The sequence below is a fragment of the Pseudomonas sp. MIL9 genome (assembly GCF_016887925.1).
In the GTDB taxonomy this organism is placed as follows: domain Bacteria; phylum Pseudomonadota; class Gammaproteobacteria; order Pseudomonadales; family Pseudomonadaceae; genus Aquipseudomonas; species Aquipseudomonas mohnii.
Window position 1 is genome coordinate 103,884 of record NZ_JAFEHE010000019.1, and the last position, 19,048, is coordinate 122,931.

Here is a 19,048-nt window from a genome sequence, read left to right on the forward strand (position 1 = left end):
GATGACGCTAAATTGAGCCAGTAATGACGCCGATGCAATGGCGGCGATCACATCTGGTAGCAAAATCTGTTCCTTGATACCACGCGCGGTCAATGTGGGAGCGAGCCTGCTCGCGATGAGGCCGGAACATTCAACATGTATGTCGACTGTCAGACCGCTATCGCGAGCAGGCTCGCTCCCACATTTGATTTGTGTGCGTCAGACGTACTGCGCGGCCGCATAGCCCGAAGCCCAGGCCCACTGGAAGTTGAAACCGCCCAGGTGCCCGGTCACGTCGAGCACTTCGCCGATGAAGTACAGGCCAGGGCTTTTCAGCGATTCCATGGTCTTGGACGACACCTCGTTGGTATCGACGCCACCCAGGGTCACTTCGGCGGTGCGATAGCCTTCGGTGCCGGCCGGCACGATTTTCCAACTCGCCAGTTTCTCGGCGATGGCGGCAATTTCCCCGTGGGTGTACTGCTTCATCGGTTTGGAGACGAACCAGTTGTCCGCCAACAGGTTGGCCATCTTCTTGGTGAAGATTTCACCTAGCAGGGTTTTCAGCTCGCTGTTGGGACGTTCGGCTTGTTGCTGTTGCAGCCAGGACGGCACGTCATGGTCGGGCATCAGGTTGATCTCGACCGTGTCGCCGGATTCCCAGAACGAGGAAATCTGCAGAATTGCCGGGCCACTCAGGCCACGGTGAGTGAACAGGATGTTCTCGCGAAAGCTCTGGTCATTGCAGCTCACCAGGCAATCGACCGATGTGCCGGACAGCTCGGTGCACAATTCCTTGAGCTGATCGGTAATGGTGAACGGCACCAGCCCGGCGCGGGTCGGCAGCAATTCATGGCCGAACTGCCTGGCCACCTGATAGCCGAAACCGGTGGCACCCAGGGTAGGAATCGACAGGCCGCCGGTGGCGATCACCAGGGATTCGCACGTTACCTGGCCCAGCGTAGTGTCCAGCAGGTAACCCTTTTCGAGCTTCTCGATGGTCTGGATCGAGGTGTCCAGGTGCAGGCTGACGCCGACCTGATCGCACTCGTTGAGCAGCATTTCGAGGATGTCGCTGGATTTGTTATCGCAGAACAACTGGCCGAGCTTTTTCTCGTGGTACGGCACACCGTGCTTGGCGACCATGCCGATGAAATCCCACTGGGTGTAGCGGGCCAGGGCGGATTTGCAGAAATGCGCGTTCTGCGAAAGGAAATTGCCGGGTTCCGTGTACATGTTGGTGAAATTACAGCGGCCACCGCCCGACATCAGGATTTTCTTGCCGGCCTTGTTCGCGTGGTCGAGCAACAGCACCTTGCGCCCGCGCCCGGCGGCCGTCAGCGCGCACATCAACCCTGCGGCGCCAGCGCCAATGATCACGACTTCGGTAGAGCGCAAAACGGTGTCCTCACACAAATTTCAGAGCGGTTTCGGTCCCTGTAGGAGCGAGCCAGCTCGCGATGGACGTCAACGATAACGCTGGCAACCTGGCTCACCGCGGTGAGCCCGGATTTTTCGCGAGCAGGCTCGCTCCTACAGTGGAGAGCGGTGTTCTTACAGGATACGAACGCGCAGCGAACGGCCCTTGATCTTGCCGTCGTTCAGGCGCTGCAGGGCTTGCTTGGCGATGCCGCGTTCAACCGCTACATAGGCCTGGAAGTCGAAAATTGCGATCTTGCCCACCTGAGCGCCGGGAATACCGGCATCGCCGGTCAGTGCACCGAGAATGTCGCCCGGACGAACCTTGTCCTTGCGGCCGGCGCCGATGCACAGCGTGCTCATCTGCGGCAGCAGCGGACCACCGCCCTGCGACGTCAGGTTGTCCACCTGGTCCCAGGTCAACGGCGATTTCTGCAACTGCTCGATGGCTTGGGCGCGCTGCGCTTCAGACGGCGCCACCAGGCTGATCGCGAGTCCTTTCTCACCGGCGCGACCGGTACGGCCAACGCGGTGGATGTGGATTTCCGAGTCACGGGCCAGCTCGACGTTGATCACCATGTCCAGCGAGTCGATGTCCAGGCCACGTGCTGCAACGTCGGTGGCGACCAGTACCGAAGTACTGCGGTTGGCGAACATCGCCAGGACCTGGTCGCGATCACGCTGTTCCAGATCGCCGTGCAGGCCGACGGCGGAGATGCCTTTGGTGGTCAGGTGATCGACGGTTTCCTGAACCTGCTGCTTGGTGAAGCAGAAGGCCACGCAGGACGCCGGCCGGAAGTGTCCCAGCACCTTGGTCACCGCGCTCATGCGTTCTTCCGGGGAGATTTCGTAGAAGCGCTGCTCGATCTGCGTGTCGTCGTGGAACGCCTCGGCCTTCACTTGCTGCGGGTTGCGCATGAACTTGGAGGCCAGCTGCTTGATGCCCACCGGATAGGTGGCGGAGAACAGCAGGGTCTGGCGGCGTTCCGGAGCCTGCATGATGATTTCTTCGATGGAATCGTAGAAACCCATGTCGAGCATGCGGTCGGCTTCGTCGAGAATCAGGGTGTTCAGGCCGTGGAGCACCAGCGAACCTTTGCGCAGGTGCTGCTGAATGCGCCCCGGGGTGCCGACGATGATGTGCGCGCCGTGCTCCAGCGAAGCGATCTGCGGGCCGAGGGACACGCCGCCACACAGGGTCAGGACCTTGATGTTGTCTTCGGCACGGGCCAGGCGACGGATTTCCTTGGCGACCTGGTCAGCCAGCTCGCGAGTCGGGCACAGGATCAGCGCCTGGCAACCGAAGTAGCGCGGATTGATCGGGTTCAGCAGGCCGATACCGAAGGCCGCGGTCTTGCCGCTGCCGGTCTTGGCCTGGGCGATCAGGTCCATCCCCTTGAGGATCACCGGCAAGCTTTGCGCCTGGATCGGCGTCATCTGGGCATAACCGAGGGAGTCGAGGTTAGCCAGCATGGCGGCGGACAGCGGCAAAGTATTAAAAGCGGTGGCGATGGTGGTCACGGGACTGGCCTGCAAAACAAAATGTCGCGCAGTGTACCAGTCCGATGGCCATTAGCCCTAAGGCTCTATGTGTTGTTCCGGACGCTTGACGCGCCGTCCGTCATTCTTCGACAGCTGCGAGAAGATTGTCGCCGCCAGCATCGCCATGATTCCAACGGTGACGAATGTCAGTTGGAAGGCTCCCAGAACCGTCTCCACGCCGTCATTTCCAACCTTCGCCGTGAACCCGCCGAGCAACGCACCGGCGCAGGCCACGCCCAGGCTCAGGGACAATTGCGCGACCACCGACAGCAGGCTGTTGCCGCTGCTGGCGCTGGCGTCATCGAGGTCGATCAGGGTCACGGTGTTCATGGCGGTGAACTGCAAGGAGTTGATCGCGCCCAGGATCGCCAGCAGGCACAGCAGCAGCCAGTACGGCGTCTGTTCGCTGACCAGGCCCATGCTCGCCAGCATGATGCCCAGGGCCAGGGTGTTGCCGGTCAACACGATGCGGTAGCCCAGACGCTCGATCAGCGGCCGCGCCACCCACTTGGCAATCATTGCCGCAGCCGCCAGTGGCAGCATGCTCATCCCGGCCTGGGACGGTGAATAGCCCAGCGCCACTTGCAGCAGCAACGGCACCAGAAACGGCAGGGCGCCGCTGCCCAGGCGGGCGAACAGGTTGCCGAGAATGCCGACCGCGAAGGTGCGGGTCTTGAACAGCGAAGGCGCGAACAGCGGGTTTTCGGTGTGTCCGGCGCGTAGCCAGTAGGCCGCCAGACACGCCATGCCGCCGAACAGCAGCAACATCACCCGCAGGTGCGGCAGGTGCAGTTCTCCCAGGCCTTCCATGGCGATGGTGATCAAAATCATCGCCGCACCGAACAGCAGGAAACCCAGGCTATCGAAACGGGTGCGCTCGGTGCCGCGCAGGTCCGGGATGAATTTCCACACGGCATAACAACCGATCAGCCCCACCGGCAGGTTGATCAGGAAGATCCAGTGCCACGTCAGGTATTCCACCATCCAGCCGCCCATGGTCGGGCCGATCAACGGGCCGAGCAGTCCGGGAATGGTGATGAAACCCATGATCCGCACCAGCTCCGAACGCGGATAGGCGCGTAGCACCACCAGCCGTCCGACCGGCAGCATCAGGGCGCCGCCCAGGCCCTGAATGACCCGGGCGCCGATCAGCAGGGTCAGGCTGGTCGACAGCGCGCACAGCAATGAACCGATGCTGAACAGCAGGATCGCGCCGAAGAAGATTTTCCGGGTGCCGAAGCGATCGGCGATCCAGCCCGAAGCCGGGATCAGCAACGCGACCGTAAGCATGTAGGCGATGATCACACCCTGCATGCGCAGCGGATCTTCAGCCAGGTCGCGAGCCATGGCCGGCAGGGCGGTGTTGAGGATCGTCCCGTCGAGGGACTGCATGAAGAAGGCAATGGCGACGACCCACGGCACCCAGCGGGCGGTGACAGCGTCGAGAGGAGGGCGGTTGGGCATGGGACCTCTTGGAGGTTGAAGTGATCGCAGTCCATGTGGGAGCGAGCCTGCTCGCGATGAGGCCCTTTCATTCAACATTAACGTCGACTGAACTACCGCTATCGCGAGCAGGCTCGCTCCCACAGGATTCCCGGTGTGCCGGGGTTTTTTGTGTTTACAGGGTCAAGGTGAGTTTGCTGACCAACGCCCCCGGCAACAACGCCGACGCCGTGGCCCGCTGGCTGTAGGTACTGGCCGACAACAGCATCTCGCGTTCCTGGGTCAGCGCCTCCAACTGTGAACCGAGCAGGCTGAAGGCGCTGTCGTCGAAACGCATGGTGCTGACCGGTGCCTGAATCTCGCCGTTCTCGACCCAGAACGTCGCAAACCGGGTCATGCCGGTCAGACGGGCCGCCGGTTGGTCCGAGTAGTTCAGGTACCACAGGTTGCTGATGTACAAGCCGGTGCCCAGTTGCTTGAGGATTTCAGCTTCGGGCAACGTACCGCCCTTCATGTTCAAGGCATTCGGCGATTCGCCGCCGCTGGCGCCGTTGGCAGTCAAGCCGTATTCGGCGGCGCTGCGAGAGCCCACCAATTGCGCGCCCGCCTTGCCCTCGACAATCAGTTTGAGGTCACTGCGTGGATAGCCTTCGTCGGAGAACGCCGGGCTCAATGAGCCGCTGACTTTTTCGTCCAGCGAGACCAGCGGGCTGAACGCGTGGTCGCCCCCGTAGAGCTTCTGCAACGGGCTGCTTTTGCTGGCGATCGACTGCGCCGAAAAACCGCCCCAGCACAGCATGCTCATAATCTCTTCCAGCGCGGCGGGGGCCAGGTAGGCGCGGTACTGACCGGGCGCCAACGTGCGTAACGGTCGGCCCAGAAGCTCAAGCTGCTCGCGGGCCTGCCGGAAGCGCCTGGCAAAGTCTTCGCTGCTCCAGTCGTGCCCGGCGTAGCTGGCTTTCACCGCCTGGCCATTTTCGTGGAACAGGCTGAAATCGAAGTTGAAACTGTTGGCCTGATGCCAGCCGAAGGCGCCGGCAGAGCTGGCAAAACCACGGCTGATAGGGCCGGCGGCGTAGAAGCCGACCAGATCCAGGCCTTCCGCGGCTTGAGCGATTTCAGCGACCACTTGCTCGGTATCCGGCAGCGGATGCTCCTGCAGGTTCTTGCTCTGCCAGCCGTTGTAGTTCAGCAACAGATACGGATCCGGTGGCAGCAGCGGCAAGGTTTCGCGCAGCTGTTGCAGGCCTTCGGACAGGCGCTGCAAATCGACTTCCGGGTCGCCAGCCAGGGTGATGTGCAAGTCCGCGTGTCGCCCCTCGTTGATCAATTTCAAACCGATGCTCGCCTGCTGCACCTGACCGGACTGGCGCACCCTGGCATGGTTGAAGCGCACGAAAGCCGACGACTCGGCGGCATAGCTGAGGGTGAACTGTTCCGGTTCGCGCAGGGCTTCACGCAAACCGGCGACCAATGCCTTGAACGACTCGGCCTGGGTTTTCGATGGACTCATCAGGCGTCTCCTCCGAACACATCCACATGGCTGAACACGCAGGCGGGTGACGCGTGACCGACGCGGATCACCTGATTCGGCTCGCCCTTGCCGCAGTTGGGTGTACCGAGAACCTTGAAGGTGCTGGCATCGCCGACGGCGCTGAGGCTCTTCCAGAACTGCGCGGAAATTGCCCGGTAATTCGGGTTTTTCACCACGCCCTTGAGTTCACCGTTTTCGATCAACTGGCCCCATTCGCAGCCGAACTGGAATTTGTTGCGCGCATCGTCGATGGACCAGGAACGGTTGGTGCTCATCAGAATGCCGTGCTCGATGTGGCCGATCAGCTGTTCCAGCGGCTGATCCCCCGGTTCGATGTTGAGGTTGGCCATCCGGTCGATCGGCGGACGGTTCCAGCCGCAGGCGCGGCTGTTGGCGACGCCTTCCAGGCCGGCGCGGAATTGCGACAACGCGCCACCCAATGGCCGCAGCAGCAGGCCTTCGCGGATCAGGAACTCTTTACTGGCGGCGCTGCCGTCGTCGTCATGGCCGTAGCTGGCGAGCTGTTCGGGGATGTCCGGGTCGAAGGTCACGTTGAGCAGCTTCGAGCCGTATTGCAGGCTGCCGAAGTCTTCGGCCTTGACGAAGCTGGTGCCCGCGTAATTGCGCTCATCACCGAGGATGCGATCCAGCTCCAGCGGGTGGCCGATGGATTCGTGGATCTGCAGCATCATCTGGTCAGGCATCAGCAGCAGGTCGCGCGGGCCTTGTGGCGTGTTCGGCGCCAGCAGCAATTGCAGCGCCTGGTCGGCGACGGTCGGTCCGGCACCGATCAGGCCGCAACGGCTGATGACGTCGGCGCCACCCTGTTGGCCGAAGTTCTCGCGACCGAGGCTACGGGTCTGACTGTCGTTGCCGTCATAGGCCGTGACGTCGAGGCCGGGGTAGACGAAGCGTTGGGCCTGACGCAATTCGGCGCCGGCGCTGTTGAGGTAGATCTGCTCGACGTGGGTGATGCCGATGCTCACCTGCCAGTTCACCAGGCGCTCGTCCTTGGGCACGGCGGCGGATTCGGCGCCGAGCAACTGGTAACAGTCACTCAGGGACGGGAACGGCTGGTCGAGGTTCGGCGAAAAGTAATCGGCACAAGCACTCGATACGGCGTGTTCGCTCAAGTCCAGCAAGGCGTGGGGCTTGAGTCGGCGAGCTTGCTGTTCGGCGCGTTCGAGGGCGGCTTGCAGGCCCTGTTGCGACAGGTCGTTGGTGGCGGCGTAGGCTTCAACACCGTTGACCCGCACCGTCAGCATCGCGCCTTCGTCACGGCTCAGGCTCGGCGGTTCGGCGACGTTCTTGCGCACAGACAGGTACTGGCCGGACTCGCGGACATAACGCAGGGAAAAGAATTCAGCGCCCGTGCGCAAGGCAGCAAAACGCTGCTTGAGCCGGGGATGGAAATCGAACATTCGGGAACCTCCTTGGTGTGGAGCATCGATGTTGCGAGGGGAGGGTGAAACGTTTGCGTGGCGCTAGAGTAGGCCTGTGCGGGGGGTGGGATCAAGGTTGGAGCGGTGTGGGAGGGGATTGCTGTGTCTGGCAGGAAAATATGTGCTGGTTTGTCCGGCCTCATCGCGGGCAAGCCCGCTCCCACAGGATTCGCGTGATTTCAGAATCCACGCATGACCTTGTGGGAGCGGGCTTGCCCGCGATGGGAGCGACGCGGTTCTACGCCTTATGCAGTCTGGCTCACTTCACGCAGCGGCTTGCCTTTCACCGGCGCATCTCCGGCCACGTAGTAGTCAGCCTTGCTGCGTGGCAGCGGCTTGCGACCGCGGATCTTGTCGGCGATTTTCTCGGCGATCATGATCGTTGACGCGTTGAGGTTGCCGGTGGTGATGATCGGCATGATCGAGGCATCGACCACCCGCAGGCCCTGCATGCCATGCACGCGACCTTCGCCATCGACCACGGCCATCTCGTCGGTGCCCATCTTGCACGAGCAGGACGGGTGGAACGCGGTTTCGGCGTGCTCGCGGATGAACTTGTCCAGTTGTTCGTCGGTTTGCACGTCGATGCCGGGGCTGATTTCGCGGCCACGGAAGGCGTCCAGTGCAGGCTGTTGCATGATTTCGCGGGTCAGGCGGATGCCGTCGCGGAATTCCTGCCAGTCCTGCTCGGTGGCCATGTAGTTGAACAGGATGCTCGGGTGCTGGCGTGGGTCCTTGGACTTGGCCTGGATGCGACCACGGCTCGGCGAACGCATGGAACCCATGTGCGCCTGGAAGCCGTGCTCTTTCACACCGTTGCTGCCGTTGTAGTTAATCGCTACCGGCAGGAAGTGGTACTGGATGTTCGGCCACTCGAATTCCGGACGGGTGCGAATGAAACCGCCGGCTTCGAACTGGTTGCTGGCGCCGATGCCGGTGCCGTTGAACAGCCATTCGGCACCGATGGCCGGCTGGTTCCACCACAACAGCGACGGGTACAGCGAGACCGGTTGGGTGCACGCGTATTGCAGGTACAGTTCAAGGTGGTCCTGCAGGTTTTCACCGACGCCCGGCAGGTCGTGGACCACCGGAATATCGAGCTTTTTCAGCAGTTCGGCTGGGCCGACACCGGAGCGTTGCAGGATCTGCGGCGACGCGATGGCGCCGGAGCACAGCAGCACTTCCTTGCGTGCCTTGACCTCGACACGCTCTTCGGCGGCGCCGACCAGGTAACGCACGCCGACCGCACGCTTGCCTTCGAACAGGATCTTGTCGGTCAGGGCGTGAGTGACGATGGTCAGGGTCGAACGCTTCTTGGCGATGTCCAGGTAGCCGCGCGCGGTACTGGAGCGACGGCCCTTCGGCGTCACGGTACGGTCCATCGGGCCGAAACCTTCCTGCTGATAGCCGTTCAAGTCTTCGGTGCGCGGGTAACCGGCCTGCACGCCAGCTTCAACCATGGCGTGGAACAGCGGGTTGTTGCCGGCCTTGGGCGTGGTCACGCTGACCGGGCCTTCGCCACCGTGGTAATCGTTCGGGCCGATGTCGCGTGTTTCGGCTTTGCGGAAATACGGCAGGCAGTCCAGGTAGGTCCAGTCTTCCAGGCCTGGCAGTTTGGCCCAGCCGTCGTAGTCCATGGCGTTGCCGCGGATGTAGCACATGCCGTTGATCAGCGAAGAACCGCCCAGGCCCTTGCCGCGCCCGCACTCCATGCGACGACCGTCCATGTGCGGTTCCGGATCGGTTTCATAGGCCCAGTTGTAGCGACGGCCTTGCAGCGGGAACGCCAGGGCGGCCGGCATCTGCGTGCGGAAGTCGGAACGGTAGTCCGGGCCGCCCGCTTCGAGCAGCAGGACGGTGACGCCTTCGTCTTCAGTCAGACGGGTCGCCAGGGTGTTACCGGCCGAGCCGGCACCGATGATGATGTAATCGAATTCTTGGGACATTGAATGCACCCTCTTTAGATGTGGTCAGGTCGGACCCAGGCGAGTGCTGCGCACTCGATTCGCGAGCAGGCTCGCTCCCACAAGGATTGGGGGCTGCCACAGATTTGGTGGGCGACACCAAACCTGTGGGAGCTGGCTTGCCAGCGATGACGGCCCGGCAAGCAATACAGGACTCGGGTCTTAGAACACCGAGACGTAATCGCCCAGCTCGACCTGTACCGATTTGATGCGGGTGAAGTTGTTCAGCGAGCTGATGCCGTTCTCACGGCCTACACCCGACTGCTTGTAACCGCCGACCGGCATCTTGGCGTCGGATTCGCCCCAGGCGTTGATCCAGCAGATACCGGCTTCCAGTTGATGAATCACACGGTGGGCGCGGTTCAGGTCGCGGGTGACGATACCGGCGGCCAGGCCGAAGTCGGTGTCGTTGGCGCGACGGATCACTTCTTCTTCGGTTTCGTAGGTGAGGATCGCCATCACCGGGCCAAAGATTTCTTCACGGACGATGGTCATGTCGTCAGTGCAGTCAGTGAACACGGTCGGCGCGACGAAGGCGCCCTTGGCGAATTCGCCGTCGGTCAGACGCTCGCCGCCGCACAGCAGGCGGGCACCTTCTTCCTTGCCCTTGGCGATGTAGCCCAGCACGCTTTCCATGTGGGCGAAGCTGACCAGCGGGCCGAAGTTGGTGTTTTCGTCTTGCGGGTTGCCAACGCGAATGCGCGCAACGCGTTCAACGATCTTGGCTTCGAAAGCGGCTTTCAGGTGGCTCGGCACGAACACGCGAGTGCCGTTGGTGCAGACCTGACCTGAGCTGTAGAAGTTGGCCATCATCGCGGTGTCGGCGGCGCGATCGAGGTCGGCGTCGTCACAGATGATCAGCGGGGATTTGCCACCCAGTTCCATGGTCACGTCCTTGAGCGAAGAGCTCGAAGCGCTGGCCATGACTTTCTTGCCGGTGTCGGTGCCGCCGGTGAACGAAACTTTCTCGATACGCGGGTGCTCGGTCAGCCAGGTGCCGACTTCGCGGCCGCTGCCAGTCAGAACGTTGAACACGCCAGCCGGCAGGCCTGCCTCGGTGTAGATCTCGGCCAGTTTCAGGGTCGTCAGGGAAGTGACTTCGCTTGGCTTGAAGATCATCGCGTTACCGGCCGCCAGGGCTGGAGCGGATTTCCACAGGGCGATCTGAATCGGGTAGTTCCACGCGCCGATACCGGCCACCACGCCCAGCGGCTCGCGACGGGTGTAGACGAACGATGTGGTGCGCAGCGGGATCTGCTCGCCTTCGATGGCGGGCACCAGGCCTGCGTAGTACTCCAGCACGTCAGCGCCGGTGACGATGTCGACGTAGCGGGTTTCGGAATATGACTTGCCGGTGTCCAGGGTTTCCAGGGCGGCCAGCTCATCGTTGCGCTCACGCAGGATGTCCACGGCGCGACGCAGGATGCGCGAACGCTCCATCGCAGTCATTGCCGCCCAGATTTTCTGACCCTTTTCAGCGCTGACCACCGCGCGCTCGACGTCTTCCTTGGTCGCACGCTGTACGGTTGCGAGGACTTCACCGTTAGCCGGGTTGATGGCTTCGAAAGTGGCGTCGCTGCTGGCGTCGGAGTACGCGCCATCGATGTAGAGTTTTTGCAGTTCGAAACGGGCCATATTGTCCTCGCAAGAGCATAAGTGGTTGGCGTTAACCACCGGGCGCGCCGTGCAGCCTTGGCATCGCGGGTCGGTGGCGGTTCAGGGGTCGAGCGGTTATGTGTGCTCTAACTCACCTGCTTGGCCAGTTGGATATCCATGTATTCGTAAGCGATCCGTTGCGCCTGCTCGGTGTCGAAAGCGTCTCCCGACAGCGCGCCGCGCAACCACAACCCGTCAATGAGGGCTGCCAGGCCACGGGCGGCGCTGCGCGCTTGATCGAGCGGCAACACGCGGCGGAACTGGCAGCACAGGTTGGAATACAGACGGTGATCGTTGATCCGCTGCAACCTGTGCAAAGACGGCTGGTGCATGCTGGTGGCCCAGAAGGCCAGCCAGGTTTTCATTGCCGGGCCATTGACCTGGCTGGCGTCGAAGTTGCCTTCGATGATCACCCGCAGATGCGCCCGGGGGCTGTCATCCGCCAGCGCCTGTCGGCGCAGGGTGACGCTCTCGCTCAGGACGCTCATCAGATACCGCATCGTGGCGGCGATCAGGCCGTTCTTGTCCTGAAAATAGTGACTGATGATGCCATTCGAGACACCGGCCAAACGGGCGATCAGCGCAATGCTGGCGTCCCCCATTCCGACCTGATCGACGGCCTGCAAAGTGGCTTCGATCAACTGCTGACGGCGGATGGGTTGCATACCGACCTTGGGCATCTTGCACATCTCCTTAGGCCTTCCGGCGGACGCAGAACGACCACCGGACTGAGGCCAGTCTATTTTGTTTTGATTGAACGTTCAATCAACAAAGAATAAGATCTGCGACAAATCGTCGCTGCTTACAGATTTTTCCTACATGTAAATGGCGAAAAACCGGCATCCGAAAACGCTCGAACCCTGTACGCGCTGGCGTCTGCGGGGCTTCGGGCTTTTTTCGGCGTGTCTTTATATCACCCACCGGTCGGCTGCCCACTAACCGATTGGTCGGGTACCACACTGCCTTGCGTTCTTCTCTCGCACTGCCTGGAGCATCTGTGCCATGAGTTCTGCCTCGCTAATAAAGACCCCACCAGAAAAGGTGACGGTCAACGGTTGGGTGTTCTACACCTCTACCGCGTTGATTCTGTTGTTGACCGCCATTCTGATCATCGCCCCGCAAGAGGCCGGCAGAATGCTCGGCACCGCTCAGGCCTGGTTGTCCCGCAGCTTCGGCTGGTACTACATGGTGGTGATCGCCGCCTATCTGATTTTCGTCGTCGGCCTGGCGTTTTCGTCCTACGGCAAGCTCAAGCTCGGCAGCAAGGACGACACCCCGGACTTCAGCTACGGCGCCTGGGCGGGGATGCTGTTCTCGTCGGGCATCGGTATTTCGCTGCTGTACTTCGGTGCGTCCGAGCCGCTGGACCACTACTTCAACCCGCCGGAAGGCGTGGCGGGCAGCAACCTGGCCGCCCGTCAGGCGGTTCAGCTGACATTCCTGCACTGGGGCCTGCACGGCTGGGCGATCTATGCGCTGGTCGGCCTGGCCGTGGCGTACTTTGCCTATCGGCATAACCAGCCGCTGGCGTTGCGTTCGGCGTTGTACCCGTTGGTGGGCGAACGTTGGGTCAAGGGCGCGGCGGGTCATGCGGTGGACGGCTTCGGCATGTTCGTGACCCTGTTGGGTCTGGTGACCAACCTGGGGATTGGTTCGCTGCAGGTGTCGTCGGGCCTTGAAAACCTGTTCGGCATGGAACACAGCAACACCAACCTGCTGATCGTGATCATCGTGATGAGCACCGTGGCGACCATCGCTGCAGTGTCGGGCGTGGAAAACGGCATCCGTCGTCTGTCCAACCTGAACATCGTGCTGTTCAGCGGCCTGCTGATTTTCGTGCTGCTGTTCGGCCCGACCCTGCACCTGCTCAACGGCTTCGTGCAGAACGTCGGCGACTACCTGAACGGCGTGGTGCTGAAGACCTTCGACCTTTATGTGTACGAAGGCGACAGTGAGAAGTCCGACCGCTGGCTGGGCCTGTGGACCCTGTTCTACTGGGCCTGGTGGATATCCTGGGCGCCATTCGTGGGCATGTTCGTCGCGCGTATCTCCCGTGGCCGCACGGTGCGTGAGATGGTGGCCGGCGTGCTGCTGATTCCGCTGGGTTTCACCCTGGCGTGGCTGTCGATCTTCGGTAACTCGGCGCTGGACCTGGTGATGAACCACGGCGCGGTGGAGCTCGGCAAGACGGCGCTGGAACAGCCGTCCATGGCGATTTACCAGTTGCTGGAGCATTACCCGGCGTCGAAGGTTGTGATCGGCGTGTCGATCTTTGTCGGTTTCGTGCTGTTCCTGACTCCGGCGGATTCCGGCGCGGTGATGATGGCCAACCTTTCGTGCAAGGGCGGCAATGTCGATGAAGACGCCCCGCACTGGCTGCGGATCTTCTGGTCGGTGGTGATCACCCTGGTGACCATTGGCCTGCTGTTCGCCGGTAACTTCGAGGCCATGCAAACCATGGTGGTGCTGGCCGGTTTGCCGTTCTCGGTGGTGCTGGTGTTCTTCATGTTCGGCTTGCACAAGGCCATGCGCCAGGACGTGCAGATCGAACAGGAACAAGCCGAGTTGGCGGCGCGTGGTCGTCGTGGTTTCAGCGAGCGCTTGACGCAACTGGACCTGCAACCGAGCCAGTCGATCGTTCAGCGTTTCATGGACAAGCATGTGAGCCCGGCGTTGCAGGATGCGACGGCGCAAATGCGTGCTCAAGGCCTGGAAGTCCAGACGCTGCTGGGCAAGTCCAAGCGTTGCATGGGCGTGCGGGTCGAGATGGAAGAGGGCAACCCGTTTGTCTACGAAGTGAGCCTGGACGGCTACCTGGCCACGCCAACCGAATCGGCTCAGTCGGATGAAACGCGCCAGCGTTACTACCGCGCCGAGGTGTACCTGCACAACGGCAGCCAGGACTACGACTTGATGGGCTTCACCCAGGATCAGATCACCCGTGACGTGCTCGATCAGTTTGAAAGCCATCGGCAGCTCCTTGGCCGGGTGTATAGCTAAGACTTGAGGGATGCGGTGCGAGTAGCTGCACCGCAATCCCACAGGTTTTTCCACAGGTTCTATGCACCAACAAAAACGCCGCGATCCTCTCGCGGCGTTTTTGTGTCTGTTGCCTTAACCCAGGTTCTTGCCGAGCAGCGCGTGGTACAGCTCGCTGTCGCCGAGAATCCCGACCACATGGTTGTTGTCGTGCAGCACCAGTTTGTTGCCGGTCTGATAACGAATCTGCAGCGCGTCGCGCATGCCGATGTTCGAGTCCACCAGCGTTGGCCGACGACCCAAGCCTTCTACCGCCTGACCCGGTACCCAGTTCTGCAGGTCCAGGGCCGAGCCGTTCTGGCGGGCACCCTTGATGGTGTTGCCTTCCGCCAGGTCCAGCCACGAATCGCCGCCCGGATCGAGGCACACCGAACCGTTGATGCGTTTGCAGTTGTCCAGGGTGCGCATCAGGCTGCGACCGCACAGCACGTTCAGCGGGTTGGTGTGGGCCACGAAGGTCCGCACGTAGTCGTCCGCCGGGTTCAGCACGATCTCTTCCGGCACGCTGTACTGGATGATCCGGCCGTCTTTCATGATCGCGATACGGCTGCCGAGCTTCAGGGCTTCATCGAGGTCGTGGCTCACGAACACGATGGTTTTGCTCAGCTTGCGTTGCAGTTCCAGCAGTTCGTCTTGCAGGCCCTGACGGATCAGCGGGTCGAGCGCCGAGAACGGTTCGTCCATCAGCAGAATGTCGGCGTCCATCGCCAGGGCGCGGGCCAGGCCCACGCGTTGCTGCATACCACCGGACAGCTCGTTGGGTTTCTTGTTGCGCCACTGGGTCAGGCCCACCAGCTCAAGCTTTTCGTCCACCAGCTTGCGCCGTTCTTTCTCGGGACGACCCTGCATTTCGAGGCCGAAGCTGATGTTCTCGCGGACCGTCAGCCAGGGCATCAGGGCGAACTTCTGGAACACCATCGCAATGCGCTTGGTGCGCATCATTTTCAGTTCTGCCGGGGTACAGGACGCAATGTCGATCTGCTTGCCTTCATGTTCGACGAACAGTTTGCCGCGGCTGACGGTGTTGAGGCCGTTGATGCAGCGCAACAGGCTGGATTTGCCGGAGCCGGACAAGCCCATCAGTACGCAGATTTCACCTTTTTCGATGTCCAGGCTGGCCTTTTCGACCCCTACGATCTGCCCGGTCTTTTTCAGGATCTCGTTGCGGGTCATGCCTTGATCCAGCAGCTTGAGCGCCTCGCGTGGATCCCTGGAGAAAATAACGTCGACGTTATCGAAGCGAATAATGCTCATGCGTCACCCCCTACTTTGGCGTCGGGTTGTTTGCAGATACGGTCGAGCATGATCGCCAGCAGTACGATCGCCAGGCCGGCTTCGAAGCCCAGGGCGATATCAGCGGTATTCAGTGCGTTGACCACCGGTTTGCCCAGGCCGTCGGCGCCCACCAGTGCCGCGATCACCACCATCGACAACGACAGCATGATGCACTGGGTGATACCGGCCGCGATGCTTGGCATGGCGTGGGGCAGTTCGATTCGTGAAAGCAGCTGACGTCGCGAGCAGCCAAAGGCCTTGCCGGCGTCCATCAATTCTTCCGGTACATCGCGAATGCCCAGGTAAGTCAGGCGGATAGGCGCGGCAATCGCGAACACTACCGTCGAGATCAAGCCCGGGACCACACCCAGACCGAAGAGGGTCAGGGTAGGAATGAGGTACACGAAGGTCGGTACGGTCTGCATCAGATCGAGCACCGGACGCATCAATGTGTAGAACATCGGTTTGTGCGCGGCGACGATGCCCAACGGCACGCCGATGACCACGCAGACCAGGGTGGCGAACAGCACCTGGGCGAGGGTTTCCATGGTTTCCTGCCAGTACCCCAGATTGAGGATCAGCAGGAAGGAGGCGATGACGAAAACCGTCAGTCCCCACTTGCGTTGAATGAAGTGTGCCAGTAGTGCGATGAGGCCGATCAATGCCAGCGGGTTGAACCAGGTCAGCGCAAACGTCACGCCGTGGATCATCGTTTCCAGTGTCACGGCGATTGCGTCGAAGGTGTTGGCGCCGTGTTGCGTCAACCATTCAACGAAGCCCGCGATGTACTGGCCTAGGGGGATTTTCTGATCAATCAGCATGGTAGTGAACGTCCGCATGCAAGGAAATAAACAGCCCGGACGGCGTGAGCCGCCCGGCGTAAGCGATGCTCCCTAATTCAAGGCTGGGCAAGCTTGGCTTTCACGGCCTCCAGGCCTGGTTTACCGTCAATGGTGGTCACGCCAGCGAGCCAGGTATCGAGCACCTGTGGATTCTTTTTCAGCCAGGCCTTGGCGGCCGCTTCAGGCTTCATCTTGTCGTCCAGGATGTTGCCCATGAGGGTGCTTTCCATGTCGACAGTGAACTCCAGATTCTTCAGCAACTGACCCACGTTGCTGCATTCCTGGGCGTACCCCTTGCGGGTATTGGTCAGGACGGTTGCTGCACCGAAATCCGGGCCGAAATAATCGTCGCCGCCGGTGAGGTATTGGATTTTGAAACGCTTGTTCATCGGGTGAGGGGCCCAGCCGAGGAACACCACGGCGGTGTCGCGCTTCTGCGCGCGGTCGACCTGGGAGAGCATGCCGGCTTCACTGGATTCAACCACTTTGAAACCGGCGTCTTTGAGGCCGAAGGCGTTCTTGTCGATCATACTCTGGATCAGACGGTTACCGTCGTTACCCGGCTCGATCCCGTAGATCTTGCCGTCGAGTTCTTTCTTGAACTTGGCGATGTCGGCGAAATCATGCAGGCCTTTGTCATACAGGGCCTGTGGTACAGCCAGGGTGTATTTGGCGCCCTTGAGGTTGGTGCGCACGGTTTCCACGGTGCCGGCATCGCGGTAGGCCTTGATGTCGTTTTCCATGGTCGGCATCCAGTTACCGAGGAACACATCCATGTTCTTGCCGTCGGCCAGGGACTTGTAGGTCACCGGCACGGAAATCATGGTGGTCTTGGTCTTGTAGCCCAGGGCGTCGAGTACGACGCTGGTGGTTGCGGTTGTCGCGGTGATGTCGGTCCAGCCGACATCGGAGAAGTTTACGGTACTGCATTGTGCCGGCTCGGCGGCTTGCGCCAAGAGCGGCAGACTAAGCATGGCGGCCAACAACAACGACGGGGAACCTTTCATGGATGGACTCCTTGGTGTTTTTTTTGGCAGTGTTCCGACTGGGACCACCGCACTTATGGGTTGCGGTTGGATGGCGTTTTGGAGACAGCTCTACCACGGCGCCTTGCAATCGAGTCGATACGATCATGTACCAGTGAAAATCTGACGCCTACAGGGTGCGTCGTAACCAGTACAGGGATGGTCGCATCCAGTGTCAGTGACGTCGTTTACAGCTTTTTTCAGCCTGTTTTCCCCCTCCGCGTCGCAAAAAAACGGCGAAAACGCGACGTAAAAGACATGCGGCGTTGGTGGGCATGAGTGCGTCGGTGTGAGACGTCGAACGACACATTAAAAGCCTGATGATGCGGCCATCCTGACGGATTGCAGCTTGAGCGTAGCAGCTCCGTCACCGGGCGCTTTTGCGCCTGGAATTGGCACATCCAGGAGTCCGGCAGTAATGGCTATCAGTGTTTTCGACCTGTTCAAAATCGGCATCGGCCCTTCCAGTTCGCACACCGTGGGGCCTATGCGGGCGGCGGCGCTGTTCGTGCAAGGCTTGCGTGAACGCGGGTTGCTGGAGCAAGTACGGCGCGTCGAAGTCCGGCTTTTCGGTTCGTTGTCGGCCACGGGCATTGGCCACGGCAGCGACAACGCGGTGATCATGGGGTTGATGGGCGAATGGCCGGATGCGATCGATCCGTCGCAAATCGGCATTCGCATCGCCACCCTGCGCGAAACCCACACACTGTTGCTTGACGGTCGTTTGTCGGTGCCGTTCATCTGGGGCCGCGACATGCGCCTGATCGACGAGAACCTGCCGTTCCATCCCAACGCCATGACCCTGATTGTCGAAGACGATCACGGCGAGTTGCATCGCGACACCTACTATTCGGTCGGCGGTGGTTTTGTCGTCGATGAAGCCCAGGCGTCCAGCGGTGTGGTCGACCTCGACAGCACCGTATTGCCTTACGATTTCTCCAGCGCCGCCGAGCTGTTGGAACTGTGCAAAAAGCACGACCTGCGCGTGGCTGAGTTAATGATGGCCAACGAGAAGGTCTGGCGCAGTGAAGAAGAGATACGCAGCGGCCTGATGACGCTCTGGCGCGCCATGCAGGATTGCGTGGATCACGGCCTCAGGCACGAAGGCATCCTGCCCGGCGGCCTGAATGTGCGCCGGCGCGCGGCCAAGCTGCATCGCAGCCTGCAGGAGTTGAACAAGCCCAACGTGATCGGCTCGACGCTCAGCGCCATGGAGTGGGTCAACCTGTTCGCCCTGGCGGTCAACGAAGAAAACGCGGCCGGCGGGCGCATGGTCACGGCGCCGACCAATGGTGCAGCGGGGATCATTCCGGCGGTGTTGCACTACTTTATGAAATTCAGCGAAGACGTGACCGACGCCAACGTCGTCGACTACTTCCTTGGCGCCGCTGCGGTCGGGATTCTGTGCAAGAAAAACGCCTCGATCTCCGGTGCCGAAGTCGGTTGCCAGGGGGAGGTCGGTTCGGCCTGCGCCATGGCGGCGGCCGGGTTGGCGCAAATCCTCGGCGCCACGCCGGAGCAACTGTGCAACGCAGCGGAAATCGGCCTCGAACATAACCTCGGCCTGACCTGCGACCCGGTGGGCGGGCTGGTGCAGGTGCCGTGCATCGAGCGCAACGCGATTGCCGCCGTCAAAGCGATCAACGCGGCACAGATGGCTTTGCGCGGCGATGGTCAGCATTTCATCTCGCTGGATCGGGTGATCCGCACCATGCGCGATACCGGTGCCGACATGCATGACAAATATAAGGAGACATCGCGGGGTGGTTTGGCGGTCAGCGCTGTAGAGTGCTGAGACCGCGTCGACCCCAATCGCTGGCAAGCCAGCTCCCACAGTGATTTGTGGTGTGATCCAGATATCAGACACACCGAAGAACCTGTGGGAGCT

13 protein-coding genes are annotated in these 19,048 nt (G+C 61.2%); 2 read left to right on the forward strand and 11 right to left on the reverse strand.

The genetic code is table 11. The features are described from left to right. Positions 1-198 precede the first annotated feature (198 nt). From JQF37_RS19510 to betI, 8 genes are all read right to left on the reverse strand, one after another. Positions 199-1,377 (reverse strand): NAD(P)/FAD-dependent oxidoreductase, encoded by a 1,179-nt coding sequence (locus tag JQF37_RS19510; protein WP_130206559.1) that lies wholly within the window; start codon positions 1,375-1,377, stop codon positions 199-201. A 156-nt stretch (positions 1,378-1,533) separates the two neighbouring features. Further along, the gene (dbpA, locus tag JQF37_RS19515; protein WP_239142528.1) at positions 1,534-2,871 is read right to left on the reverse strand and encodes an ATP-dependent RNA helicase DbpA; all 1,338 of its coding nucleotides are present in this window, start codon (positions 2,869-2,871) and stop codon (positions 1,534-1,536) included. Between the two features lie 105 nt (positions 2,872-2,976). After that, positions 2,977-4,404, reverse strand: coding sequence for a multidrug transporter subunit MdtD (gene mdtD, locus JQF37_RS19520; protein WP_130206555.1), 1,428 nt, complete (start codon positions 4,402-4,404; stop codon positions 2,977-2,979). A gap of 154 nt (positions 4,405-4,558) precedes the next feature. Next, positions 4,559-5,896, reverse strand: a complete 1,338-nt coding sequence (locus JQF37_RS19525; RefSeq protein ID WP_130206553.1) for a TldD/PmbA family protein — start codon at positions 5,894-5,896, stop codon at positions 4,559-4,561. Beyond that, positions 5,896-7,338 carry a TldD/PmbA family protein gene (locus JQF37_RS19530; RefSeq protein ID WP_130206551.1) on the reverse strand — a complete coding sequence of 481 codons (1,443 nt, stop codon included), beginning with the start codon at positions 7,336-7,338 and terminating at the stop codon, positions 5,896-5,898. The genes JQF37_RS19525 and JQF37_RS19530 overlap by 1 nt, the downstream gene beginning before the upstream one ends. Before the next feature lie 266 nt (positions 7,339-7,604). Continuing rightward, on the reverse strand, positions 7,605-9,305 hold the full coding sequence (gene betA, locus JQF37_RS19535) for a choline dehydrogenase (protein WP_204149755.1): 1,701 nt from the start codon (positions 9,303-9,305) through the stop codon (positions 7,605-7,607). 180 nt (positions 9,306-9,485) lie between these two features. Next, on the reverse strand, positions 9,486-10,958 hold the full coding sequence (betB, locus tag JQF37_RS19540) for a betaine-aldehyde dehydrogenase (protein ID WP_130206547.1): 1,473 nt from the start codon (positions 10,956-10,958) through the stop codon (positions 9,486-9,488). Between the two features lie 107 nt (positions 10,959-11,065). Then, positions 11,066-11,659 carry a transcriptional regulator BetI gene (betI, locus tag JQF37_RS19545; protein ID WP_130206545.1) on the reverse strand — a complete coding sequence of 198 codons (594 nt, stop codon included), beginning with the start codon at positions 11,657-11,659 and terminating at the stop codon, positions 11,066-11,068. A gap of 379 nt (positions 11,660-12,038) precedes the next feature. On the opposite strand from betI, the gene JQF37_RS19550 reads away from it, so the two are divergent. Beyond that, entirely contained in the window at positions 12,039-13,979 is a 1,941-nt protein-coding gene (locus JQF37_RS19550) for a BCCT family transporter (RefSeq protein WP_223272667.1), read from the forward strand. A 114-nt stretch (positions 13,980-14,093) separates the two neighbouring features. Here JQF37_RS19550 and choV read toward each other — a convergent pair whose 3' ends face one another. The 3 genes from choV to JQF37_RS19565 form a co-directional block, all read right to left on the reverse strand. Beyond that, positions 14,094-15,272: a choline ABC transporter ATP-binding protein gene (gene choV, locus JQF37_RS19555; RefSeq protein ID WP_130206541.1), complete on the reverse strand. Its 1,179-nt coding sequence runs from the start codon at positions 15,270-15,272 to the stop codon at positions 14,094-14,096. Then, positions 15,269-16,114: a choline ABC transporter permease subunit gene (gene choW / locus JQF37_RS19560; protein WP_027926639.1), complete on the reverse strand. Its 846-nt coding sequence runs from the start codon at positions 16,112-16,114 to the stop codon at positions 15,269-15,271. Before choW ends, choV begins: the two co-directional genes overlap by 4 nt. Positions 16,115-16,191: 77 nt before the next feature. Beyond that, positions 16,192-17,142, reverse strand: a complete 951-nt coding sequence (locus JQF37_RS19565; protein ID WP_130206539.1) for a choline ABC transporter substrate-binding protein — start codon at positions 17,140-17,142, stop codon at positions 16,192-16,194. A gap of 436 nt (positions 17,143-17,578) precedes the next feature. Here JQF37_RS19565 and JQF37_RS19570 point away from each other — a divergent pair, with 436 nt between their 5' ends. Continuing rightward, entirely contained in the window at positions 17,579-18,955 is a 1,377-nt protein-coding gene (locus JQF37_RS19570; protein WP_130206537.1) for an L-serine ammonia-lyase, read from the forward strand. The last annotated feature ends 93 nt before the right edge of the window (positions 18,956-19,048 follow it).